Source organism: Ectobacillus antri (genome assembly GCF_003852715.1).
Classification (GTDB): Bacteria; Bacillota; Bacilli; order Bacillales; family Bacillaceae_G; genus Ectobacillus; species Ectobacillus antri.
This window is the reverse complement of record NZ_RIAV01000011.1, coordinates 1-25491: the sequence shown is the minus strand read 5'-3', so window position 1 is coordinate 25491 and position 25491 is coordinate 1. Positions and strand designations below refer to the sequence as shown.

At 41.1% G+C, this 25491-nt stretch carries 22 protein-coding genes, 1 rRNA gene and 1 riboswitch; of the genes, 4 read left to right on the top strand and 19 right to left on the bottom strand.

The window, feature by feature from the left end:
• Window positions 1-68 precede the first annotated feature (68 nt).
• Complete coding sequence (locus tag EEJ45_RS11430; protein WP_124564952.1) at window positions 69-1094, top strand: triple tyrosine motif-containing protein; 1026 nt, start codon at window positions 69-71, stop codon at window positions 1092-1094.
• A gap of 101 nt (window positions 1095-1195) precedes the next feature.
• On the opposite strand, the gene EEJ45_RS11425 is transcribed toward EEJ45_RS11430, so the two are convergent.
• Genes EEJ45_RS11425 through pcrB form a run of 4 tightly spaced genes read right to left on the bottom strand, consistent with a single transcriptional unit; the run spans window position 1196 to window position 7321 of the window.
• Window positions 1196-2401 (bottom strand): CamS family sex pheromone protein, encoded by a 1206-nt coding sequence (locus EEJ45_RS11425; RefSeq protein ID WP_124564951.1) that lies wholly within the window; start codon window positions 2399-2401, stop codon window positions 1196-1198.
• 11 nt (window positions 2402-2412) lie between these two features.
• A complete protein-coding gene (gene ligA / locus EEJ45_RS11420) occupies window positions 2413-4419 on the bottom strand; it encodes an NAD-dependent DNA ligase LigA (protein WP_124564950.1) in 2007 nt (668 codons plus the stop codon).
• Between the two features lie 9 nt (window positions 4420-4428).
• Window positions 4429-6627, bottom strand: a complete 2199-nt coding sequence (pcrA, locus tag EEJ45_RS11415; protein ID WP_124564949.1) for a DNA helicase PcrA — start codon at window positions 6625-6627, stop codon at window positions 4429-4431.
• Window positions 6628-6631: 4 nt separating this feature from the next.
• Complete coding sequence (pcrB, locus tag EEJ45_RS11410) at window positions 6632-7321, bottom strand: heptaprenylglyceryl phosphate synthase (protein ID WP_124564948.1); 690 nt, start codon at window positions 7319-7321, stop codon at window positions 6632-6634.
• Between the two features lie 147 nt (window positions 7322-7468).
• Between pcrB and EEJ45_RS11405 the strand changes: the two genes are divergently transcribed.
• Entirely contained in the window at window positions 7469-7882 is a 414-nt protein-coding gene (locus tag EEJ45_RS11405) for a YgaP family membrane protein (protein WP_124564947.1), read from the top strand.
• 101 nt (window positions 7883-7983) lie between these two features.
• Here EEJ45_RS11405 and purD read toward each other — a convergent pair whose 3' ends face one another.
• The 12 genes from purD to purE form a co-directional block, all read right to left on the bottom strand.
• Window positions 7984-9246: a phosphoribosylamine--glycine ligase gene (gene purD / locus EEJ45_RS11400; RefSeq protein WP_124564946.1), complete on the bottom strand. Its 1263-nt coding sequence runs from the start codon at window positions 9244-9246 to the stop codon at window positions 7984-7986.
• A gap of 12 nt (window positions 9247-9258) precedes the next feature.
• Complete coding sequence (purH, locus tag EEJ45_RS11395; protein WP_124564945.1) at window positions 9259-10791, bottom strand: bifunctional phosphoribosylaminoimidazolecarboxamide formyltransferase/IMP cyclohydrolase; 1533 nt, start codon at window positions 10789-10791, stop codon at window positions 9259-9261.
• Complete coding sequence (gene purN, locus EEJ45_RS11390; RefSeq protein ID WP_124564944.1) at window positions 10788-11363, bottom strand: phosphoribosylglycinamide formyltransferase; 576 nt, start codon at window positions 11361-11363, stop codon at window positions 10788-10790. The genes purH and purN overlap by 4 nt, the downstream gene beginning before the upstream one ends.
• Window positions 11360-12400, bottom strand: coding sequence for a phosphoribosylformylglycinamidine cyclo-ligase (gene purM / locus EEJ45_RS11385; protein ID WP_124564943.1), 1041 nt, complete (start codon window positions 12398-12400; stop codon window positions 11360-11362). The genes purN and purM overlap by 4 nt, the downstream gene beginning before the upstream one ends.
• A gap of 42 nt (window positions 12401-12442) precedes the next feature.
• Window positions 12443-13849: an amidophosphoribosyltransferase gene (gene purF, locus EEJ45_RS11380; protein WP_124564942.1), complete on the bottom strand. Its 1407-nt coding sequence runs from the start codon at window positions 13847-13849 to the stop codon at window positions 12443-12445.
• Window positions 13825-16044 carry a phosphoribosylformylglycinamidine synthase subunit PurL gene (purL, locus tag EEJ45_RS11375; RefSeq protein ID WP_124564941.1) on the bottom strand — a complete coding sequence of 740 codons (2220 nt, stop codon included), beginning with the start codon at window positions 16042-16044 and terminating at the stop codon, window positions 13825-13827. The genes purF and purL overlap by 25 nt, the downstream gene beginning before the upstream one ends.
• Window positions 16028-16711 (bottom strand): phosphoribosylformylglycinamidine synthase subunit PurQ, encoded by a 684-nt coding sequence (gene purQ, locus EEJ45_RS11370; protein ID WP_124564940.1) that lies wholly within the window; start codon window positions 16709-16711, stop codon window positions 16028-16030. Before purQ ends, purL begins: the two co-directional genes overlap by 17 nt.
• A complete protein-coding gene (purS, locus tag EEJ45_RS11365) occupies window positions 16708-16962 on the bottom strand; it encodes a phosphoribosylformylglycinamidine synthase subunit PurS (RefSeq protein ID WP_124564939.1) in 255 nt (84 codons plus the stop codon). The genes purQ and purS overlap by 4 nt, the downstream gene beginning before the upstream one ends.
• Window positions 16955-17674: a phosphoribosylaminoimidazolesuccinocarboxamide synthase gene (purC, locus tag EEJ45_RS11360; RefSeq protein ID WP_124564938.1), complete on the bottom strand. Its 720-nt coding sequence runs from the start codon at window positions 17672-17674 to the stop codon at window positions 16955-16957. Before purC ends, purS begins: the two co-directional genes overlap by 8 nt.
• A 134-nt stretch (window positions 17675-17808) precedes the next feature.
• Entirely contained in the window at window positions 17809-19104 is a 1296-nt protein-coding gene (gene purB, locus EEJ45_RS11355; RefSeq protein WP_124564937.1) for an adenylosuccinate lyase, read from the bottom strand.
• Window positions 19101-20237 carry a 5-(carboxyamino)imidazole ribonucleotide synthase gene (purK, locus tag EEJ45_RS11350; protein WP_124564936.1) on the bottom strand — a complete coding sequence of 379 codons (1137 nt, stop codon included), beginning with the start codon at window positions 20235-20237 and terminating at the stop codon, window positions 19101-19103. The genes purB and purK overlap by 4 nt, the downstream gene beginning before the upstream one ends.
• On the bottom strand, window positions 20234-20713 hold the full coding sequence (gene purE, locus EEJ45_RS11345; protein WP_124564935.1) for a 5-(carboxyamino)imidazole ribonucleotide mutase: 480 nt from the start codon (window positions 20711-20713) through the stop codon (window positions 20234-20236). Before purE ends, purK begins: the two co-directional genes overlap by 4 nt.
• Before the next feature lie 93 nt (window positions 20714-20806).
• Window positions 20807-20908: riboswitch (purine riboswitch) on the bottom strand.
• 478 nt (window positions 20909-21386) lie between these two features.
• On the opposite strand from purE, the gene EEJ45_RS11340 reads away from it, so the two are divergent.
• Together EEJ45_RS11340 and EEJ45_RS11335 are read left to right on the top strand one after the other, a co-directional pair.
• Window positions 21387-21965, top strand: coding sequence for a DUF5317 domain-containing protein (locus EEJ45_RS11340; RefSeq protein ID WP_124564934.1), 579 nt, complete (start codon window positions 21387-21389; stop codon window positions 21963-21965).
• A gap of 190 nt (window positions 21966-22155) precedes the next feature.
• Window positions 22156-23997: a bifunctional diguanylate cyclase/phosphohydrolase gene (locus EEJ45_RS11335; RefSeq protein ID WP_124564933.1), complete on the top strand. Its 1842-nt coding sequence runs from the start codon at window positions 22156-22158 to the stop codon at window positions 23995-23997.
• A 42-nt stretch (window positions 23998-24039) separates the two neighbouring features.
• On the opposite strand, the gene nadE is transcribed toward EEJ45_RS11335, so the two are convergent.
• From nadE to rrf, 3 genes are all read right to left on the bottom strand, one after another.
• Window positions 24040-24858: an ammonia-dependent NAD(+) synthetase gene (gene nadE, locus EEJ45_RS11330; RefSeq protein WP_124564932.1), complete on the bottom strand. Its 819-nt coding sequence runs from the start codon at window positions 24856-24858 to the stop codon at window positions 24040-24042.
• Window positions 24859-25114: 256 nt separating this feature from the next.
• Window positions 25115-25276, bottom strand: coding sequence for a hypothetical protein (locus EEJ45_RS18450; protein ID WP_164464264.1), 162 nt, complete (start codon window positions 25274-25276; stop codon window positions 25115-25117).
• A 100-nt stretch (window positions 25277-25376) separates the two neighbouring features.
• Window positions 25377-25491: ribosomal RNA gene (rrf, locus tag EEJ45_RS11325) — 5S ribosomal RNA — on the bottom strand.

Below are 25491 nucleotides of genomic sequence, written 5' to 3'. Positions count from 1 at the left end.
CAATAACACACTAATATATAATTATGAAGAAATCATTTTATAAATAAATTTTTAGCAGGTGGACAATTATGTTAGCTATTCGCGAGATTTGTACAGAAATCAAAAATTTTTTTCATTTATATGTAAAGGTAACAGCTTCTAGTGATAAAGTAAGCTACGCATATTATTTATATAAAGATAAAGAGGTTATAGAGAAAACCTCTTATTCATCTGATTCGGAAGTTTATTTCATATTGAATGAACCAGGTCATTATTTTATTCGTGTCTTTGTAAAGGATAAATTAGGAAATAAGGCTATACAAAATACTGAAAAAATTACTTTTAGAGGCTTTCAATCTCCTGGTATATCCCTGAAAAAACAACCTATTATCATCTATGGGGTTTCTAAATGGGCCGCTGCTGCTAGCTTTATCCTACAAACAAAGTATGAAATTTCTTATTTTGTGTCACCAGATACTTCTAAACAGGGAGCGAATTTCTTTGGAGCTACTATCGTAAGCTTAGAAGATATTACAGACTTATCAGCACACCAAATCATTGTAGCTGATGAATTCCTAGAAGACACCGAACAATTATTTAGACAAATGCACTTGCACTATGAGATATTCTCTTACAATTTCTTTCCTAGTAATAAAGTGTTGGAGACCATGTATAATATGACAGCTTTAGACTTATATCGAATCGCTCGTGATTGCTACCTTAATGGTTTGATACAAGGAGCTAACTTCCTTAAAAGCTTTATTCATTTCCGATTCAACTCAATCATTCCTTATACTGCCGAAATCGGAAAAGGAACACGACTAGGTTATGGAGGGATTGGGGTTGTCATTCATGCGAAAGCAAAAATTGGGGCGAACTGTGTTATATCACAAAATGTAACCATCGGCTCTAGAGAGACGCTACCAACAATAGGTGATTACGTATTTATAGGACCAGGTACAAAGTGTCTGGGAGGACGAATTGGAGATAACGTTGTAATTGGCGCAAACTCTGTTGTAACAAAAGAAGTACCAAGTAATTGCGTTATTGCAGGAGTACCTGCAAAAGTAATTAGTACAGATATGGAAAAGTATCAGTCTTATATTAAGAAATAAAATTTTAAAAGAAGAGAGTGTATAACAAGGAAATAGCTTCCCTTTTATACACTCTCTATCATATTTTTGTCTATCCAAAGCTTTTATAAGAATGACCCTACTCAGTCAAATATATGAACAATTGGTTGTTCTTGCTCTGAATCCCGTAAAATTACAGCCTCTTGCCTGCCGACGGAATGAATATTCACCTCGACCTTAACGTAGTTTGGAAAGTGCTCCATAATCAACCCTGTCACAAATTGTGTGAAGCCGATGATTTCCGCTTTTCCATTAAACTGGACAGGTATATCTAGCTTTAACTCTTGAATTTGCTTATCTTTATAAAATCCTCGACCGACTACTGCCGTGAAATTATTTGGGAAATACTCGGCAATATCTGACTTAAAGTTTTCTATCTTTGTATTATCTTCTCGATAATCCGCTTTTCCGGCTTCAGAAGGGAATAAGTAGTATCGTTCATCAATACTGTCCCAATCACCAATTTTGGTTTCACCCTTGTCCAATTTTGTATAGGTTACAAAATGCCCTGGCACAAGAGAAGACTTGGCTTCTTGTCGATAAATTGCAAAAGTAACAGGAACATCTCTCCATTTTTCTTGTTTGACTAAAATATCTAAGATAGCTTGGGCCATTCTTTTGCCCTGTTCTAGCATCTCACCTTCCGGAATAGGTGTTTCACGCGGATACCCACCTTGCTCCGGCGGAAGATTATAATAATGAACAGAATTCATTGCCAAACCAATTACAACACCGCCAACCTGCACTTCACCGTTACCGTTTTTAATCATATAGTTATGCTCTAAAATATTAGATAAATAAATTGGACTTTTAGCATTTTTATCTTCAACAGAACCAGGAGCATTTTTATCATATGGTGGGTTCAACCCCATATTTGGCACTTTAACCTTTTTATTTAAATTGTTTTGACGCTTTTCCGCTTCTGCTTGCTGCGCATCTGTCCGTTTTCTCTGTACAAGTTGTTGTATGGTTTCTCTACTTAGAAATTGTCCTTCTTGAAACAAGTACTCTTTTGTACTGAAAGACTCTTGCGCAATGCGCATCAGACCTGTTTCAAACTCATCGATATCTAAACGGCTGTTAAGCCCTTGTACTACCAAGCCGCGGGCAGCACCTTCTTGAAACGGAATGATGGATTTATAATATTCATCTGAAATAGAGTAGCTCGGAATAATTGAATTCTCTTTAGATTTCCCCACTTTTTGGACAATCTTTTCGTCCTTTTGAAAGCTTGGGGCGCATCCTGTCAGAATGAGCCCCAGACTTATACATAATGCAAGCTTCTTCATATTCACACCTCTTACTTATTTAACTCCGCCACAAACCTCTCTTCATTCCATACTTCTACGTTATGTTTTTTAGCCTGTGCTAGTTTGGAACCGGCCGCTTCTCCTGCAATTAGTAAATCTGTACTTTTACTCACACTTCCAGTCACTTTTCCGCCAAGCTCTTCAATTTTCTTCTTTGCCTCACTGCGTCCCATGAGTTCCAGTTTACCAGTTAACACTACTGTTTTGCCCGCAAAATACGAATCGCTGTTTACCGCTTCTGAAGGTTTTGCACCTTTATATGTCATATTTACCCCATACTCGGCAAGCTTTTGAAGCAATTCTTCTACTTCTTCATTATCAAAATAAGCGACAATAGACTCTGCCATTTTATCACCAATTTCATTAATAGCTGTTAATTCTGCTACGCTTGCCTTGCGCAGATTTTCCATGCTGTCAAAATGCTGGGCTAATGTGCGAGCAGCCTTTGATCCAACATGACGAATCCCCAATCCAAACAATAACTTCTCTAGAGAGTTATTCTTAGAAGCTTGGATAGCTGCAATTAAGTTAGAAGCGGACTTTTCACCAAAGCGCTCAAGCGCCAGTAGTTGTTCTTTTTCCAGTTTATATATATCAGCAACCGTATGAATTAACTTTTCATTGAACAGCTGTGTAATCACGCGTTCTCCCAACCCATCAATATTCATGGCATCACGAGATACAAAGTGAATTAACCCTTCGCGGATTTGTGCTGGACAAGATGGATTTAAACACCGAAGTGCGACTTCTCCTTCCAATCTTACTAATTCACTCTCACATTCTGGACAAGTCTCTGGCATACGGAACTCTTGCTCTTTTCCTGTGCGACGCTCGACCAATGCACTTACGACCTCGGGAATAATATCTCCGGCCTTTTTGATGATTACATAATCACCGATACGAATGTCTTTTTCACGAATTAGATCTTCATTATGAAGCGAAGCGCGGCGCACAATGGAACCAGCAACACGAACAGGTTCGAGATTTGCGGTTGGTGTAACAACGCCTGTACGACCTACGTTTAGCTCAATATCAAGTAGCTTTGTCACAACCTCTTCAGCGGGAAATTTATAAGCTATAGCCCATCTTGGACTTTTCGCTGTTAACCCTAGTTGCTGTTGTATCGTCACATCATCTACTTTAATAACGATACCGTCTATTTCATAATCAAGCTCTGGACGCTTGATTTGCCACTCCTCCACATAGGCAATCACTTCCTCTATACTGCCGCAAACACGACGATGCGTGTTCGTTTTAAAGCCAAGTGCATCAAGATAATCCAACGCCTCGCTATGAGAGGAGATGGTCTGTCCTTCTAAATTCGTTAAACCGTACACAAAGAACGATAAATTGCGCTGTGCTGCGATTTTTGGATCCAATTGACGTAGAGAACCAGCTGCAGCATTTCTTGGGTTCGCAAACAAAACTTCGCCCTTTTCTTCTTTTTCTTCATTGAGCTTTACAAAAGAACGTTTCGGCATATATGCCTCTCCGCGCACTTCCATTGTAGCAGATTCCTTTAAACGCAACGGAATTGCCTTAATTGTTTTTAAGTTTTGGGTAATATCTTCACCTGTCACCCCATCGCCGCGCGTAGCACCTTGCACAAACAAGCCGTTCTCGTAACGAAGTGACACTGCTAAACCGTCTATTTTCAATTCGCATACATAGCGAATGTGCTCACGTCCACTACCTTGTCGGACTTTTCGATCGAAATCATGTAAATCCGCCTCATTAAATGCATTGCCAAGGCTAAGCATAGGGGATGTGTGTGTCACTTTTGTAAATACATCAAGGACTTGCCCGCCGACACGCAAGGAAGGGGAATCGTCTGTCAAAAATTCCGGATGCTCTTCCTCTAACCGCATCAACTCTTGCATATACTTGTCATATTCAGCATCTGAAACGGAAGGCTTATCCAAAACATGATACTCATAATTAAGTTTATTTAACATATCGCGCAATTCTTCTATGCGCTGTGCAATTTCAGTTAACATAGTAACCTCCTACACCTTTGTAATTGGGGCAAACTTGGCCAGCAATCGTTTAATACCTGTTGGACTTGGGAAGGCAATATCAAGCTCCATATTATCTCCAGCGCCCTTTACACTCACAACTGTACCTGTTCCCCATTTATTATGTGCCGCTTTGTCACCTACACGCCAGCCATGCTGCTCTCCGCCTGTTGACTGCAATGTCGGTTGCTGTACAGGGTGCATCCGAGGCGCTGCGGTCGGCGTTGTCTTTCTTTTTTGCGGCACATTATGAAGTGGCTGTATGAGTTCTTGTGGAATCTCGCCTATAAAACGGGATTCTGGATTCATACTCGTTCTACCATAAAGCGTCCTCATTTGGGCATTTGTGATATACAGCTCTTGTTCGGCTCGCGTCACGCCCACATAAGCCAAGCGACGCTCTTCTTCCATTTCATTTTCGTCCATTAAGGAACGCAAGTGAGGGAAGATTCCCTCCTCCATACCAACAATAAACACAACTGGAAACTCCAGCCCTTTTGCTGAGTGCATGGTCATTAAAATTACTTCTTCTTGACTGCCTGGCTCTTCATCAACGCGGTCAATATCCGCTACGAGCGCCAAATCCGTTAAAAACGCGACTAAGCTTTTGTCTTCGCTTTGTGCTTCAAAGTTTTGTGTAACCGATAAAAACTCTTCTAAGTTTTCAAGACGCGCCTGTGCTTCTAAAGAACGCTCGTTTTTGAGCATATCACGGTACCCTGTTTTCTCTAGCACTTCTTCCACCAATTCCGTTACAGACAAATATTCCTGCTGCTGTACCCAGCTCTTCATATGACGATGAAATTCTCCGACAGCCTTCGTAATTTTGGAACTCAGTCCGACAAAATCAATTTGCTCTAGTACATCGCTTAAAGGCAGGTCATTCACCGTTCCGTAGTTGATGATTTTATCGATGGAGGATGCGCCAATACCGCGCTTCGGTACATTAATGATACGAGAGAAGCTAATCTCGTCCTGTGGGTTTGCAATTAAGCGTAAGTAGGCTAGGATGTCTTTAATTTCTTTGCGGTCATAGAACTTAATACCACCGACGATTTTATACGGAATATTAGATTTTAAGAAAACCTCCTCCACCACACGAGACTGAGCATTAGTGCGATATAACACCGCAAAATCCTTATAGCTGCGTTTGCCATTTTGGATATCGTCGCGAATTTTTTTCGCAACAAAGTACGCCTCATCCTGCTCCGTTACCGCACGATAGTAGGAAATTGGAGATCCTTGTTCATTATCCGTCCATAAATTCTTGGGCTTGCGATTTACATTATTATTAATTACTGTATTAGCAGCCTGTAGAATATTTTTGGTAGAACGATAATTCTGCTCTAGCATAATTACGGTTGCGTTCGGATAGTCTTTCTCAAACGACAAAATATTTGTAATATCCGCACCGCGCCAACGATAAATAGACTGATCCGAATCACCCACAACACACAAATTTTGAAAACGTGCAGCTATCATTTTCACGAGTAAATATTGCGCACGGTTTGTGTCTTGGTACTCATCGACGTGTATGTACTGAAACTTCCGCTGATAAAATTCCAACACTTCCGGTACGCGCTCAAACAAGTGGATGGTTGTCATGATTAAATCATCAAAGTCCAAAGCATTGTTTTTGCGAAGACGCTTTTGATATTCCGTATACACATCACTAACCATTTTTTCGTACGGGTCGGGAGATGCTTCTTTTGTATATTGCTCCGGGGTAATCAGTTCGTTTTTAGCACTACTGATTGCACCTAATAAAGCGCGTGGTTCAAACTTTTTCGGATCAACGTTGCGATCCTTTAAAATGTTTTTGACAACTGACATTTGATCGCTATCATCTAAAATGGTGAAATTCCTGCTAATGCCAATGCGATCGATGTCGCGGCGCAAAATCCGAACACACATGGAGTGGAAGGTTGAAATCCAAATATCATTTGCTTCCGGACCAACCAATTTATCAATACGCTCTCTCATCTCGCGCGCTGCCTTGTTTGTAAAGGTGATGGCGAGTATGTTCCATGGTGCTATACCTTTTTCCTGTAGCAAATAAGCAATACGGTGCGTCAATACTCTTGTTTTACCACTGCCCGCACCTGCCATAATTAGCAGGGGACCGCTTGTTGTTCTGACCGCAGCTTGCTGCTCGGGATTTAAGCCCGTTAATAATTGCAATCCGCTCATGTTGTCACTCCCCTTTCACCGCTTGCACTGTACGCAAAGCCTCTTTTACATCTGTATAAATTAGATTGCCGACTACAACCGTATCTGCATACTGGGCCATCTCTGCAGCCTGTTCCTTTGTCGAGATGCCTCCGCCGTAGTATAAATGAGCGGATTCTAGCTCGCGTTTTACTTTTTTTACAAGCTCCGGATCTCCATATGTACCACTGTACTCCAAATAGAAAATTGGTAAGCGCAACAACTTGTCCGCTAGGCGTGCATAAGCAATCACTTCATCATGATTTAACGCACAATTCGCTTCTGTTAACGCCGCGACTTTGGAATCTGGATTTAGAACACAATATCCCTCCATAAAAATCTCGTCCCAGTTCATAATATCGCCGAATTCCTTTAATGCTTCGTATTGTAAACCAGTAATCCACTGCGGATTACGACTGTTTAAAACGGAAGGAATATAATAGTAGTCAAAACCGGGTGTTACTGCCTCTAAAGATGATACCTCGAGTACGCAAGGTACTGTATATCTGCGAATGCTTGATAGCATGAATAATACATTATCCAAGGTTACACCGTCACTACCACCTACAAGGATTGCATCTGTTCCCGATTCGCAAATTTTTTCAAGATCTTCTTCACTTATCTCTTTATTCGGGTCTAACTTAAATACATGCTTCCATTGTTTTATGTCGTACATAAGAACACCTCTTTCCTGCTTTATGCATCATTTCATTATAACAAAGTTTCATGAATTAACGAACCGCTAATCTGACCTTATATAGTTTGTCCTAAATGTTGGATTGTATAGTGCTCTGGAGGTGACACACAATAAGATACGAGGTAGATGATTTACTTCAACCGTAAGGAAAAGGAGCTGTTTCTCGTGTTCAAACCAAACATCGGCACGTTAAATGCGTTAATCCGCATTACAGCGGGATTGACAATGGTTACCTTTGCCGCTATTAAGTTAACGCGTAAACCTTGGTGCTTTTCCGCAAAGCTTTCTGTTGTATTAGGGGCGATGAAGGTTGCCGAGGGTATAGTTCGTTTCTGTCCGATTACAGAAGCATTTAAACTTAACAAATACATGAATTTACCTATGATGAGCTTTATGAAAAAGGGACATTCTAATAAACAAGAGGCACATAAAGCGCATCATGATGAGCCTTCACATCATGATAAAGAAGCTTATAGTGCTTCAGACAAGGAAATTGAGGCTGATATAGCCGAAGCGATTTTGGGTACGAAATCATTCTGAATTCGGAAGAGAAAACGCATTTTCTTGTCAACACTGCAACGACTGAATTTCCTTTCTACCACACACCAACAGCCGGTGCTACAATAGCACCGGCTGTTTTCTTATACCATTATATAGTCGATTGCTTTTTTACCGATATCAGAGCGGAAAAACAAGCCTGCGCTTTCAATATGACGGATTTCTTCATATACGCGCTTTTGTGCTTCTGATAATTCTTTTCCTCTACATGCTACAAATAATACACGACCACCATTTGTAACGAATTCACCGTCTTGCATGGACGTACCAGCATGGAAGATGAGGGTGCCTTCGCCTACTTGATCAAGACCTCGAATGACATGACCCTTTTCATATGCTTCCGGATAGCCGACCGCCGCAAGCACGACACCGACAACTGCATCTGCTGACCACTGCAACTCAACTTCTTTTCCATCGAGCAGACGCAGCATAACATCTGCTAAATCATTCTCCAAGCGCGGCAATACAACCTCTGTTTCTGGATCGCCAAAACGTGCATTGAACTCAATAACTTTAGGACCTTGGGCTGTTAAAATTAAACCAGCATACAAAATGCCTGTGAAAGAGCGACCTTCTTGCACCATTGCCGCTGAAACGGGCAGAAGTACTGTTTCAACAGCCTTCTCTACGGCACTCGCAGGAATTTGCGGGACCGGTGAATACGCACCCATTCCCCCTGTATTAGGGCCTTGGTCTCCATCAAAAGCGCGTTTATGATCTTGTGCAATTACCATTGGATATACCTTCGTACCCGCCACAAATGCCATTAAAGAAAACTCTTGTCCTTCCAAGAATTCTTCAATTACGACCTTTTTACTTGCAGCACCAAACTTCTCATTTAGCATCATCTCTTGTAGTGCTTCTAGCGCCTCTTTCTTCGTCATGGCTACAGTAACGCCTTTTCCGGCAGCCAATCCGTCAGCTTTAATTACAATGGGTGCACCTATTTGCTCAATATAAGCTACAGCTTTGTCGTATTCAGTAAAGGTTTCATATGCAGCTGTAGGAATATCGTATTTCTTCATTAAATCCTTCGTGAAGGCCTTACTTCCCTCAATGACTGCTGCTTCCTTACGCGGACCGAAAATACGAAGACCCGCTTCTTCAAACGCATTTACAATTCCATTCATTAAAGGAACCTCAGGGCCAACGATTGTCAAAGCCACTTCTTTTTCCTTTGCGAATGCAATCAGTGCTGGAATGTCGTTTTCATCAAGTGTCACCAATTGTGCAACATCGCGCATACCAGGATTACCTGGTGCTACATAAACATGATGGCCTGATTGCGCGAGCTTCCATGCCAATGCGTGCTCACGACCGCCTCGTCCGATAACCAGAATGTTCATGCTTTCTCCCCCTTAGTGTTTAAAGTGACGAACACCTGTAAATACCATTGCGATTCCGTATTCATCCGCCTTTTTAATAGAATCCTCATCGCGAATAGAGCCACCAGGCTGAATGATTGCCGTTACGCCAGCCTTCGCCGCCGCTTCTACTGTATCATCCATTGGGAAGAACGCATCAGATGCAAGAGATGCCCCCATTGCTTTTTCCCCTGCTTGTGCGATTGCAATATTAGCCGCACCAACACGGTTCATCTGACCTGCCCCAACGCCAATCGTCATATGGTCCTTCGTAAGCACGATGGCATTTGATTTCACATGCTTTACAACTTTCCAGCCAAGCTTTAGATCTTCCCATTCTTGTTCCGTAGGCTGACGCTTTGTCGGAATTGTGATATTTGCATCCTCCAATGACAAAGTATCCTCTTCTTGGACAAGTAAGCCGCCTTGTACAGACGTCATTTTATTAGCTGCCTGCTCTTTCGCAATATCTACCGTTAATAGACGAAGATTTTTCTTGCTTTGTAAGATATCCAGAGCTTCTTGTGAGAAGGAAGGCGCAATGATAATTTCTAAGAAAATCTCATGCAATTTTTCCGCTGTCACTTTATCAATCTCACGATTCGCCGCCACAATACCTCCAAAAATAGAAACCGGATCAGCTTCGTACGCACGTTGGTACGCCTCATGGATATCAGCACCGATTCCAACGCCGCATGGGTTCATATGTTTAATTGCCACAACAGCTGGCTGTTCGAATTCCTTTACAATGCTAAGCGCAGCATCGGCATCATTAATATTATTGTACGACAATTCTTTACCATGCAGCTGCTTTGCATACGCAATCGAGGAAGCAGCTACGAATGGACTTTTATAGAAAGTCGCTTTTTGATGCGGATTTTCACCGTAACGCAAATCTTGCTTTTTCTCAAAAGTAACTGTAATCGTCTCAGGACTTTCTTCCCCTGTTTGCTTTGTTAAGTATTCAGAGATTAAAGCATCGTATGCAGCCGTATGACGGAACACTTTTGCCGCTAACTTACGCTTTGCTTCCTTAGATACATCGCCGTTTTCCTTTAATTCTGTAAGAACTGCTGAATAATCGGTAGGGTCTACGATGACAGCAACATATTCATGATTTTTCGCAGCGGAACGAATCATTGTTGGGCCACCGATATCAATGTTTTCAATTGCATCCTCAAATGTTACATCTTGCTTTGCAATTGTTTGTTTAAAGGGATATAAGTTAACTACCACAAAGTCGATTGGCTGAATACCAAGCTCATTCATTTGCGCCACATGCGTTTCGTTGTCACGAACTGCAAGCAAGCCGCCATGAATGTTCGGATGAAGCGTTTTAACGCGTCCATCCATAATTTCAGGAAATCCCGTTACTTCAGAAATACCGATTACGTTCAAGCCATTTTCTTGCAGGAGCTTTTTCGTACCTCCTGTAGAAATAACCTCAACACCTGCTTCTATTAACCCTTTAACGAATTCAACAATGCCCGTTTTATCAGATACACTTACTAACGCGCGCTTTTTCATGACAATTTCACTCCTGTTACTAAAGTTTGAATGGTCTGGATGTACAAGGTATGTTCCAGAGCTTGAATTTTTTGATGCAGACTTTTATGCGTATCACTCGGTTCAATTGGCACTGGTGCTTGTGCAATTACAGGCCCAGTGTCCATACCTTCATCAACAAAGTGGATTGTCACGCCAGTCTCTTTTACCCCAGCCTCCAAAGCCTGACCTACCGCATCTTTGCCTGGAAAAGCAGGTAATAGCGACGGATGAATGTTTACAATACGACCTTTATACGCCTCCAGCAAAACTGTACCAATCAAACGCATATAACCAGCGAGGAAAATCCATTCTATCTGATGAGCACGCAACTGCTCCAAAATATCTGTTTCAAAAGCCTCTTTAGAAGCATAGCTTTTAGCTGCAAATACAAAAGTCGGAATACTATGCGCTTTTGCTCGCTCAATGGCCATCGCTCCTGGTTTATCACAAACGAGCAGACCAATTTCCACTGATAGCGCACCGTTCTCCATCGCATCTATCATCGCTTGAAAATTGGAGCCGTTCCCCGACGCGAATACCGCTATTTTCATACGACTGCTCCTCCGCCAAACGTTACACCTTCTCCTGCAACCGCTCTACCGATAATATATGCCTTTTCTCCTTGTGCCTCTAGCAATTTAATTACACCTACAAACTCTGATTCCGACACCGCAAGCACCATACCAATTCCCATATTAAAAATATTAAACATTTCATTTCGATTCAGACCGCCCGTTTCTTGTAGCAAATCAAAAATTGGCGGAATAGGCCAAGAGCCGTAGTCAATCTCTGCACCGATTCCTTCTGGCAGCATACGAGGAATGTTTTCAATAAAGCCGCCGCCTGTAATATGTGCCATTCCTTTAATAGGAAAATGCTTCAATGCCGCTAGGATTGGTTTCACATAAATACGCGTCGGACGAAGCAATTCTTCTCCAAGCGTCATCTCCAAATTTCCGTATGTTTCATGTAGAGACAATTGTCCTTGTTCTAGTAGCACTTTTCGCACAAGCGAGTAGCCATTGCTGTGAATACCGCTTGAAGACAGACCAATTAATACATCTCCAGCTTCGATGCCTTGCCCTGTGATGAGCTTTTGCTTATCCGCAATTCCAACTGTAAATCCAGCTAGGTCATATTCATTTTCGGCATACATCCCTGGCATTTCTGCAGTTTCACCGCCAATTAAGGAGCAGCCGGCTTGTAAACAGCCTTCTGCCACTCCTTTTACAATACTTTCAATCCGAGCAGGATCTGCTTTACCACAAGCGATATAATCTAGGAAAAACAGTGGTTCTGCTCCCTGGACCACAATATCGTTTACACACATGGCTACCGCATCGATTCCGATTGTATCATGCTTATCCATCATAAACGCCAACATCAGCTTTGTCCCTACACCATCTGTACCGGAAATTAAAACAGGCTCCTGCATACCGAATTTCGAGATATCAAACATGCCGCCAAATCCGCCTAAGCCGCCCAAAACCTCAGGACGAGTCGTTTTTTGAACATGTTTTTTCATGCGCGTCACCGCTTCATATCCCGCTTCAATATCGACTCCTGCTTCTTTATAAGAATGTGCCACCGTGTACGCCTCCTTTTGAAACCACTTCTAATAATTGCATGATTAATTACGCTGATGTATCAGCTCTTCACCGTAAATCGGTGTTGGATATTGTCCGTTAAAGCAAGCCATACATTGTCCGCCGCATTCGCCGCGCTTGCGTCCTACTGCATCAACAAGACCTTCTTCACTTAAAAATGATAAAGAATCCGCGCCAATGAGTACTCTCATTTCTTCTATGCTATGCTTGGATGCAATCAATTCTTCTCTTGTGGATGTGTCAATACCGTAGTAGCATGGATTGACAATCGGCGGTGCTGCAATGCGCACATGCACCTCTGTCGCGCCGGCATCACGCAACATTTGTACGATCCTTCTACTCGTTGTGCCGCGCACAATGGAATCATCAATCATAACTACGCGCTTACCTTCTACAATACCGCGAACAGGAGAGAGCTTCATCTTTACACCACGTTCACGTAATTCTTGCGATGGTTGAATAAACGTACGCCCTACATAGCGGTTTTTAATTAAACCAAGCTCATACGGAATACCTGATGCCTCTGCAAATCCGATTGCTGCTGAAATACTGGAATCCGGTACCCCTGTTACGACGTCCGCTTCGACTGGCGCTTCTTTTGCAAGCAGTTTACCCATATTTTTACGAGCCGCATGAACATTGATACCGTCAATATTGCTGTCTGGTCTAGAAAAATACACGTACTCCATACTGCAGATTGCATGCTTTGTTTCTGTTGTGAACACTCTTGATTCTATACCCTCGTCAGAAATAATGAGAAGCTCGCCCGGCTCCACATCACGAATATACGTCGCCCCCACAATATCAAACGCACATGTTTCAGAAGCGACTACATATGCCCCGTCAAGCATACCGATTGCTAAAGGACGGAAGCCGTTTGGATCAAGCGCAACCAAAAGCTGTGTTTCTGTCATCATTAAAAAGGCAAATGCCCCTTGAATTTTGTTTAATGCGACTTTCACTCGATCGATAAGAGGAAATTCATTGTGACGACGAAGCAGATGCGCTAATACTTCTGTATCAGACGTTGTTTGAAAAATACTACCCTGCATCTCAAGTTCATATTTTAAGCGATTTGCATTCACCAGGTTGCCATTGTGCGCAAGTGCTAGACTACCTGTTTGCGAATGGAAGAGAAGCGGCTGCACATTCTCATAGCCGCCCCCGCCCGCAGTTGCATATCTTACATGCCCAATTGCCGCTTTTCCTTTTAATTTATCAAGCTCACCATGTGAGAAAACTTCTGTAATTAGGCCAAGCCCTTTATGTCCGGTTAAGCTAGTGCCATCGTTTACAACGATTCCTGCACCTTCCTGGCCTCTGTGCTGAAGGCTGTGCAAGCCGTAGTACGTAATTTGCGCTGCATTTTCATGCCCCCAAATCCCAAAAACACCGCACTCTTCATTTAAGCCTTTGAGTTCAGCAAGCATGGAATTGCCCCTTTCCAAGCGGTTTTCAGCTCCTGTACATCAGCATGAATTAGTTCTTCTGCACCGCGAATGATGAGTTTACCTGTTTCTGTTACTGTACCGATATACGTTGCTTCCACAGCCTGCTCAAAGGCTGCACGATTTTCTGGCTTTACGGATACGATAAAACGAGATTGTGTTTCTGCAAACAAGGCAGTTGTAGCTTCTCCTTCTATCGTTACATCCGCACCAAATGCTGTTCCCATCAATGACTCGGCAATCGCTACCGCAAAACCACCTTCAGCGATATCATGCGCAGATTGCACAAGACCTGCTTGAATGGCTGCAAGTAATTGTTTTTGGCGTTTCGCTTCTACTTTTAAATCAATCGCAGGTGCTTTACCGAAGATTTTTCCGTACATCATCTTTTGTAGCTCACTGCCACCAAACTCCGGCTGTGTTTCACCAATTACATATATCAAGTCACCATTTTCTTTAAAATCTTGTGTCGTAACATGAGTTAAATCATGTACAAGGCCAACCATACCTACCGTCGGTGTCGGATACACTGCATCGCCGCTACGCTCATTGTAAAGAGATACGTTTCCACCAATAACCGGTGTGGATAATGTACGGCATGCCTCGCTCATACCATCTACAGATTTTTCAATTTGCCAGAAGATTTCCGGCTTCTCTGGATTTCCGTAGTTTAAGCAATCTGTAATCGCAAGCGGTTCAGCGCCAGAACATACGATGTTGCGAGCCGCTTCTGCTACGGCGATTTTACCACCTGTTTCTGGATCTAAATAGATATAGCGCGAGTTACAATCTGTTGTCATCGCAAGCGCCTTTTGTGTACCACGCACACGTACAACTGCTGCATCTGATCCCGGTGTTACGATTGTGCTTGTACGTACTTGGTGATCATATTGATCGTATACCCATTCCTTGCTTGCAATCGTTGGCTGCTTTAGCAAAGCAAGTAATGTTTCATTATAATTGTCAACCTGCGGAACATCATTTTCCATCGCTTGGAATTCCGCAAAATAAGCAGGCTCTTGAGAAGGTTTATGATAAACAGGTGCCTCTTCAGCCAAAGCATCGACCGGTACTTCCGCCACCATCTCTCCTTTATGGAATAAACGAAGCATTTTATCTTCTGTTACTGTACCTATTGAAACCGCCGCAAGACCATATTTTTGGAACAAGTCCTTAATTTCTTGCTCACGGCCTTTTTTCACGACAATCAGCATGCGCTCCTGAGATTCTGAAAGCATCATTTCATACGCTGTCATACCAGCTTCACGCTGTGGTACATCATCTAGATGCATTTCAATTCCCATACCAGCTTTACTTGCCATTTCTGCTGAAGAAGAAGTTAGGCCAGCTGCACCCATATCTTGAATACCGACCAAAGCATCTGATTTTACTAATTCAAGGCATGCTTCTAGAAGGAGCTTCTCCATAAACGGATCTCCCACCTGTACTGCAGGACGTTTAGACTCGGAATCCTCAGATAATTCTTCCGAAGCGAACGTCGCGCCATGAATGCCATCACGTCCTGTAGAAGCGCCAACATACATCACTGTATTGCCCGCTCCGTGCGCTTGCCCTTTTTTGATGTCTTCATGGTTAATTAACCCAACGCACATCGCATTCACAAGCGGATTTCCTTCATAGCAAGGGTCAAACTGCACTTCGCCGCCTACTGTTGGAATGCCAATGCAGTTGCCGTAGCCTGCGATTCCTGCAACAACCTCTTCAAATAAGTACTTTACGCGCGGTGTTTGTAGCTCACCGAAACGCAAAGAGTTTAATAGTGCAACAGGACGCGCGCCCATGGAGAATACATCACGAATAATACCGCCTACGCCTGTAGCTGCCCCTTGATAAGGCTCAATTGCGGATGGATGGTTGTGACTTTCAATCTTAAACACCACCGCTTGGTTGTCGCCGATATCAACAATACCTGCACCTTCGCCTGGTCCTTGTAGGACGCGTTCACCTGTAGTCGGGAACTTACGAAGAACAGGCTTGGAGTTTTTATAACTACAATGCTCTGACCACATGACAGAAAATAATCCTGTTTCTGTATAATTTGGCGTTCTGCCTAAAATATCTTTAATCATTTGGAATTCTTCGTCAGAAAGACCCATTTCAGCATAAATTTTTTGCTCTTCGATTTGTGTTGGATTTGGCTCAAGCAGTAACGGCATGGTGTTCCCTCCAGTGTTTTAAGATTGATAGAAAGAGCTTCAAGCCATCGGCTCCTCCCAGTAGCTCATCCACAGCACGCTCCGGATGCGGCATCATACCAAGTACATTGCCACGTGCATTTGTAATACCCGCGATATCAGAAACACTTCCATTTGGATTGTCTGTATATCTGAACACGATTTGATTATTTTCTTCTAGCATTTTTAATGTTTCTTCATCACAGTAGTAATTACCCTCACCATGGGCAATCGGGATATTGATGATTTCACCTTGCGCATAATGCGAAGTAAACATAGTTTTGTTGTTTTCAACAGAAAGGCCGACCGTCCGGCACATAAACTTCAAATTTTTATTGCGCATCAATGCCCCTGGCAGCAGCCCTGCCTCTAGCAAAATCTGAAAGCCATTACATACACCCAAAACTGGCTTTCCTGCTTCAGCAGCTTCTTTTACAGCATTCATAACATTGGAAAATCGGGAAATGGCTCCGCAGCGTAAATAGTCACCATATGAAAATCCACCTGGCAATAACACGCCATCATATGCATCTAAACTTTTGGTATCATGCCAAACATATTCTACTTCCGCACCTAATTCATCTTTAATCGCATGATACATATCAACATCACAGTTTGAACCCGGAAAAACGATTACGGCGAATTTCACTGCGCAACTACCTCCTCAACCTCGTAGCGATAGTCTTCGATTACTACATTCGCAAGTAACTTCTCACACATTTCTTTTACCATTGCATCAAGATCAGATACAGTACGGTCAATGGTAAGCTCCATGTATTTGCCGATACGAACATCTTGCACCTCTACAAAAGAAAGGCTGTGAAGTGCGCCCTTAACAGCTACTCCTTGTGGATCTAAAACGCTCTCTCTTAATGTGACAAATACTTTTACTTTAAACATGTGAAATTCCCCCTAATCGTTTTAATATTTCTTCATAAGCATCCGTTAAATTGCCAAGATCACGACGAAATACGTCTTTATCAAATTTCTCATTGCTGCTTGCATCCCAAAGGCGACAAGTATCTGGTGAAATCTCATCAGCAAGCAGAATTTCTCCTTCTTCAGTAACCCCAAATTCAAGCTTAAAGTCTACCAATCTTACACCACAGCCCTCGAAATGTGCTTTCAAAACGTTGTTGATTTGCAGAGCACGTTCTCGAAGCTCCTGCAGCTGCATAGGTGTCGCAACTTGCAGGATTCGGATATGATCTTCTGTTATAAGCGGATCTCCTAAATCATCATTCTTGTAATAAAACTCTACAATTGGCTCCGGAAGCAGCGTGCCTTCTTCTATGCCTAAACGCTTGGATAAGCTACCAGCCGCAATGTTGCGAACAACCACTTCAAGCGGAATGATGTTCACTTTGCGTACAAGCTGCTCTGTATCAGAGATTTTTTGTACAAAGTGACTGTTAATACCCGCTTCCCTCAGCTTCATAAATAATAGACTTGTAATCTCATTATTTAATCGACCTTTGCCTGTAATTATAGCCTTTTTTTCACCATTAAAAGCAGTGGCACTGTCTTTATATGCCACCCATACGATATCCTCTTGTTCTGTGCGATAGATTCTTTTTGCTTTTCCTTCATACAGCAAATCCAGTTTCTCCATCCCCGGCACTCCCCTTTTGTAACGGCTCTTGCAAAGCCATTTGTAGTCAACGGTAAATTTTAATATTTTTTAATAGTAAAAATCATCTGATTATAAAAAGAGGCACAGAATATGATCCTGTGCCTATGCATTTATCAATCCAAGCCAAGTCGTGTAAAGATTGTGTCCACATGCTGCAAGTGATACGAATAGTCAAAACACTCATCAATTTCTGCTTGTGTGAGCTTATTAGTAATACGCTCATCTGCTTCCACCAATGTTTTGAAAGGAACTTGCGTTTCCCAAGCCTCCATTGCCTTTGGCTGTACAATATCGTAAGCTTCTTCGCGAACCATGCCTTTATCAATTAGCGAAAGCATAACGCGCTGTGAGTAAATTAAACCGTATGTTCTCTCCATATTGCGCTTCATGTTTTCAGGGAACACCGTTAGATTTTTCACGATATTACCGAAGCGATTTAACATGTAGTTCAAAGCAATTGTTGCATCAGGCAAGATGATGCGCTCCGCAGAAGAGTGGGAGATATCGCGCTCATGCCATAGCGGGACATTTTCATAAGCCGTCATCATGTAACCGCGAATGACGCGTGCTAGACCTGTCATATTTTCAGAACCAATCGGGTTGCGTTTATGCGGCATCGCAGAAGAACCTTTTTGACCTTTTGCGAAGAACTCCTCAACTTCACGTGTTTCGCTCTTTTGTAGACCGCGAATTTCTACAGCCATCTTTTCAATAGAAGTTGCGATTAGCGCAAGGGTAGACATGTAGTGAGCATGACGATCACGCTGCAATGTTTGTGTGGAAATTTTTGCAGCTTCAAGCCCTAGCTTTTCACATACATATTGTTCAACAAATGGATTAATATTGGCATATGTACCAACTGCACCAGAAATCTTGCCAACACGTACACTGTCAGCCGCATGTTTAAAGCGCTCCAGATTACGCTTCATTTCTTCGTACCAAAGACCCAGCTTTAAACCAAAAGTAGTCGGCTCCGCATGTACACCGTGCGTACGTCCCATCATTACTGTGTATTTATGCTCTTGCGCTTTATTTTTCAAGATTTCAATGAAGTTGTTCAAATCTTTATATAAGATATCGTTTGCTTGCTTCAACAAATAAGACAACGCCGTGTCTACCACATCTGTTGATGTTAAACCGTAATGTACCCACTTACGCTCTTCACCTAGCGTTTCAGAAACCGCTCTTGTAAATGCTACTACGTCATGACGTGTTTCTTCTTCGATTTCATAAATACGGTTGATGTCAAACGAAGCATGCGCACGAAGCTTTTCTACATCTTCCTTAGGAATATCGCCAAGCTCAGCCCATGCTTCACATGCAAGGATTTCTACCTCGAGCCATGCTTGAAACTTATTTTCTTCCGTCCAAATTGCACCCATTTCTGGGCGTGTATAACGATTAATCATTGCGTAACCTCCAATTCTTCGCGGTTCCATATCCCGAGCGTTTGTACCTTCTGCAAGGCTGTGTCAATGTCGCACAAAATATTGAGATGACCCATTTTTCTCTTGTGCTTCGCCTCCGCTTTACCGTACAAGTGCAGCTTGCAATGCGCAAATTGATTTACATTGCTTAGAACCCCTTCTATATGTTCTCCTAAAATATTGACCATGACAACATTTTTCGTTAAAGTGGTTTCTCCAAGAGGCCAACCGCATACGGCACGAACATGCTGCTGAAACTGACTTGTCTCGCAGGCATCCATTGTATAATGACCAGAGTTATGTGGTCTTGGTGCCAGTTCGTTCACATATAATTGATCTTTGGTTACAAACATTTCTACTGCCAACGTTCCAACTAGGTTCAAATCGTTAGCCAGTGTCTCTGCATAACAAATTGCTTGTTCCTGTAGCTCTGTCGGGATACGTGCAGGCACAATTGTTTTATGCAGAATATTATTAATATGAATATTTTCAGCTACTGGAAATACCTTCGTTTCACCACTCACACTACGAACGACGATTACTGAAATTTCTTTTTCAAACGGAATCCAGTCTTCTAAAATACATTCATTGTTCATAAGCAATGCTTTTGCCTGTGGTAAATCCGCTTCGCTTTGTAGCACCACTTGACCTTTTCCGTCATATCCACCTGTTGTTGTTTTTAATACACAAGGGTAAGAAAAATCGGCAACACCATGAAGCAAGTCTTGCTCTGTACAGATTAAACGAAAAGCAGCGACTGGAATGTGAGAGCGCATAACCGCATTTTTCTCTGTATAGCGGTTTTGTGTTAGGCGCAGCACTTCACTCCCTTGTGGTAAATACGCTTCCTTCTCTAACCAACGCAATGCTTCATAATCAATGTTTTCAAATTCGTATGTGATGACATCGCTGATTGATGCAAGTTTCTGAATCGCATGTATATCATTGTAAGGTGCGACAATCTCTGTATCGGCAACCTGCGCACATGGGGAATTTGGCATCGGATCGAGCACCGCAATCTTATATCCCATCTCTTTTGCGGCAATTGCCATCATTCTTCCCAATTGACCGCCGCCAATAATACCAATTGTTTGACCTGGTAAAATCATTTTCATACTAGTTCACCTTGTAATACCGTTTTCTCTGTCTCTTTTCGTCTTTCTTCTAAAGCCACATAGATTCTTTCATCAAATGCTCCCAATATCTGCGCCGCAAGCAATCCCGCATTGGTGGCACCGGCTTTGCCTATCGCCACCGTCGCGACAGGTACACCGCCCGGCATTTGTACAATGGACAAGAGCGAGTCTAGACCATTTAAAGCCTTTGATTGCACGGGTACACCAATGACAGGTAACGTTGTCTTTGCCGCCACCATTCCCGGCAAATGAGCAGCTCCGCCTGCACCTGCAATGATCACCTTTAATCCTCGCTCACGCGCAGTTTCCGCATATTGAAACATATAATCCGGTGTACGATGAGCCGAAACAACTTGTTTTTCGTAAGAAATATTAAGTTCTTCTAGTATGTCGCAAGCATGCTTCATCGTCTCCCAATCAGAAGTGCTTCCCATAATAACTCCAACTGTCGGCATATATGCTCCCCCTTCAAATAAAAAAGCCTGGGGCAGAGTTCTCCTATGAAGGAAAGTACTCTGCTCAGGCATAATGGTTCCGTACATAAAATATACCGAGCTACTCTCCCCCATAGTCCGGCCATTTACGGTAGCCGGGTAGAAACTCGCAGGCCCTATTCCTGCTATTATATGAGGCTTTATATTTCAATCTCCATCGTTATCTTAACAATTTTTATAGAAATGGTCAACAAAAATCGAACATTAAATAGAAATCAATCAATAACATTCGTATTTATATTTACTAATATAAATACATAGCACAAAAAATAGCTTTTTGTTTCCTTTTTCTAGATATTTGTAATGAGAGTTTGTTCTTATATAAGAACAAACTCTCATGTGAAGGCAACCTTTTATAATCAATGGGCAGATCATTCCGTCATACATTTTCCAATCATTTTATTCTATCTATTACATTATTTTTCAGATTCTATGTTTTTATAAAATGAAATATACAATTCGTAAAAAAAACGCTTTTATTATTTTTTTTGTATATTATAATAATGTTTATATTGACTTTGTATATATTTAAATATATGATTCACTTAACAGGTATATTAGAAAATTTATACACTCGAATTTCTTTATATATTATTTAGAAACCCCATATACATACGCAAAAGGTGATTATACCATGGTTTTTGACGGAATTTTACTATCTATCATCATTGGCTTTTTGCGAAAGGGCAGTCTCAAAGGATTAGCTGACTTCCATGTAAAGCATGGCTGGATCTTCCCTGTGTTATTACTGATTGAAGTGTTCGTTTTTATAATGCAGGATAAGATTTTGTTCGTTAAAACGCTCAGTAACTACATCTATATTCTCGTTTATATTGTCGGATTATTTTTCTTATACATAAACCGTCATCATCGAGGATTCACAATCATTTTAATTGGTGTTCTTTTAAATTTTATTGTCATCGCCGCAAACGGTGGTCGCATGCCTGTCTCAATAGAAGCTGCTACCGTACTGGATCCCGTATTTGTTGATATGTTAAAGAATGGCGATCTATATGCCAAGCATCAAGCGCTTACATCTGATACAAACCTAGGATTTTTAGGAGACATTATTCCTATCACCGATCCTTATCCGAAATCCCAGGTAATCAGCATTGGTGATGTCATTATGAATGTCGGTATCTTTATTTTCATCCAATGGCTCATGGTTACGAGCAGACGTACACCTTCTTTTAAAGGAGGTGAGACAGCATGAAAGCGACTCGTATTCTTGTGAACGCTGTAATCTTGGGTTCTATCATTATAGCTTTAACATCCGGTTTTCAATTGGGTGGTTGAGAAAGAGCGTCATAATTTTATGACGCTTCTCTACGTATCTTAAATTATAACTTAATATATAAAGTAATTTATTGATATTACCTACTTTTTAGAGAGAGTGATAGGCTATGACACTAAATAAGTCTCTATTAAATCTATATATAGGATTCATCTGTATCACTGGAGTATCTCTTAATTTATATTTTTCATTTACTTCTTTACTTAATTTAGAAGACTTAGCATTTAAAGTGTTTTTAATTCTTTGTATTTCTACACTCGGTTATATGACTATTCCCTTACCACCTCGAGGAAATTCATTTTCTATAGATTCATCATTGTATTTAGCTATAGATTTTATGTATGGACTAGGCTTCACATTAAACATGATTCTAATTGGGCGTTTAACATTTATGAAACACTACGGAAGAAAAATTGGGATATCAAAGCAGGTTTTTAATATATCATTATATAGTATCATGATTATTTCCTTCCATTACATGTTCATATTTTTAGGTGGTAGTCCTAATGAATTAATTGCATCTAATTTATTACCTTATATAGGCTCCTTAATATTCTACTTTGTAGTGAATGTCATCATAATTGTTCTATATTTTATTATAAATACTAATCAATCAGGATATTCTATATTCCAAATTATGTTGAAAGAGGGAACTGCCGGATATATAGCTACTCTATTATTATCAATGGTTTTAATCATTTTAGTTACGTATCAAAATTTATTTGGCTTACTACTTTTCTTAGCAACAGCTATTCTATTATCAATTGCCTTTAAACAACATTTCGCAGTTTACCTACAAGCAAATCATAAAGCGAACACTGATTATTTAACTGGTTTAAATAATCATGGTTCTTTCAAGGACAGTCTTGAAGATTATATACGAGAAGCTTCTCAGCACAAACGTTCGTTGAGTCTTGCATTGGTCGATCTTGATAACTTCAAAAAATATAATGACTTATACGGCCATATGAAAGGTGATGAACTTTTAAAGTTCTTTGGCTCACTATTACAAAGTGAGTGCGCCAAACAAAATTATTTTGTCGCTCGCTATGGAGGAGAAGAGTTTTCTATTTTAATGCCTAACACCTTAAAAGAAGACGCTTATTTATACATGGAGCGCCTTCGTAAAAAAGTAAACGATACTTATTTTGATGGTGTTGAATACCTTCCTTATAAATGCTTATCTTTCTCAGCAGGAATTGCTGAATATACAATTGATACATATGACTCACAAGAATTATTAAGCAAGGCTGATCAAGCGATGTATTATGCAAAAGCACAGGGCCGAAATTTAATTCATGTCTTTGATGAACAGTCCTCTTACTTTGCATCGCAATCCGTTACCCTTGAAAAAGAATTATATGAAATTGAACAACAGCTTAATATCTTTCTCTCAAAAGATGTGTATACATATCGACATAGTAAACGTGTCTTTAAATATGCGGTAGACTTCAGCAACAAGTTACAACTAAATGAAACTGAACGAAAAACACTTATCTTAGGGGCTTTGATTCATGATATTGGTAAGCTGGAAATTCCGCGCGATATCATTAATAAAACAAGCAAACTCGACTCTCATGAATGGGAAATCATGAAAAAACATGTAACTTGGGGTAAAGAAATTATTTCAACCAACAAAAAGCTGATTGATCTTATTCCATTAGTAGAGCTTCATCACGAACGCTTTGATGGCAAGGGCTATCCGTACGGTCTTCAGGGAGATGCAATACCAAAGCTGGCACGTATTTTATGTATTATTGATTCCTTTGATGCGATGACGACAGAAAGACCGTATCAAGCTACGAAAACCTTCGCAGAAGCAATTGTAGAGCTTCGCGCTTGTGCAGATAAACAGTTTGATGGACGCTATGTAGAGCCATTTATTGAAATGATTGAAGAAAAATATATGAGCATACAAGACAATGATTGTATCAATACGGCGGTACACTAAAAAAGCGCAAGATGAACAGATTGTTCATCTTGCGCTTTTTGCTTACTTCCACCAAGCATCAAACAAAGTTGCAGGTAGCTGGCGTTTATGTTCTGTCATTTTATATCGCTTTTCAATAGCTTCTGCGACCGCCGCAGACACTTCTTTACCTTCTAAATAATCATCCAACTCATCATATGTAATGCCTAGCTCTGTTTCATCCGCTTGCTGCGGTTTATTGTCTAGCAAATCGGCAGTAGGTGTTTTTAGATACAATCTCTCATCTGCATCCAATGCTTTTAACAACTCGCGACCTTGTCGTTTGGTTAGACCTGAAAGTGGCAATAAATCCGCGCCGCCATCACCGTATTTTGTAAAGAAACCTGTAACAGCCTCAGCTGCATGATCTGTCCCAATGACAAGCAAACCATTTTGCCCGCCAATTGCATATTGTGTAATCATACGTACACGAGCCTTTACATTTCCTTTATTAAAATCTGTCAGCGCTTCGCTTGCATCTTGCTCATATTGCATCGCAAATGCATCAACTGTTGTTTTAATATTGAAAGTAATCTGCTCGTCCGCTTGAATAAATGCTAAGGAAGCTTGTGCATCTGCCTCGTCTTGCTGCACACCATAAGGCAGACGTACAGCTACAAACTTAGCTTCTTTTCCTTCTGCTCGTAGCTCTTCTACAGCTAATTGTGCCAATCTACCCGCAAGTGTGGAGTCTTGTCCACCGCTAATTCCTAAAACAAAGCCCTTAGCTCCTGATTTCAGTAAATAGCTTTTTAGGAAATCTATACGCTTACGTATTTCTTGTTCTGGCTCAATAGTTGGGGAGACATTAAGCTCTTTCATAATTTGTTGTTGTAATGTCATGGGTTATCATCCTTCCCTATGTATAATACATGTATTATTATAGCACTGTTATGTATATATACATACAAATAGAAGCAGCTATGTTTTTTAAGATGATGGCTAACTTTTACGGAAAACGTATACCAAGCAGACGCATAGACATCTGCTTTATAATGATTGTATTTTATAGCAATATTTTTAGCATACCCTATTTTCCCTAGTATATGTCATTAGTAAAACGCCCCCAAAACATGAGCTTTCTCATTCACTATGTTCCTTACTTTCCGCAAGAAGCATCTTTTCCTATTTGTATAAACTCCTCTAATGCTCCTTCGCGCTCTAAGCAAATATCTAGTTCTACTAAAAGTTGCAGACGATCCACACCTGTTATGTGATGTTTACGCAAGGTTTCCATAATCCAAGTTACTTCTTCCTTCAATTTTTCTTGCTTCTTTTCAGCAGGAGAGATCAGAAATTATACAATTATTGATGATTATTTGCATGCAAAAAAACCGGTCATGTTGACCGGTTTGCTGTATGCCTAGCGACGTCCTACTCTCACAGGGACAAGGTCCCAACTACCATCGGCGCAAAAGAGCTTAACTTCCGTGTTCGGTATGGGAACGGGTGTGACCTCTTTGCCATCATCACTAG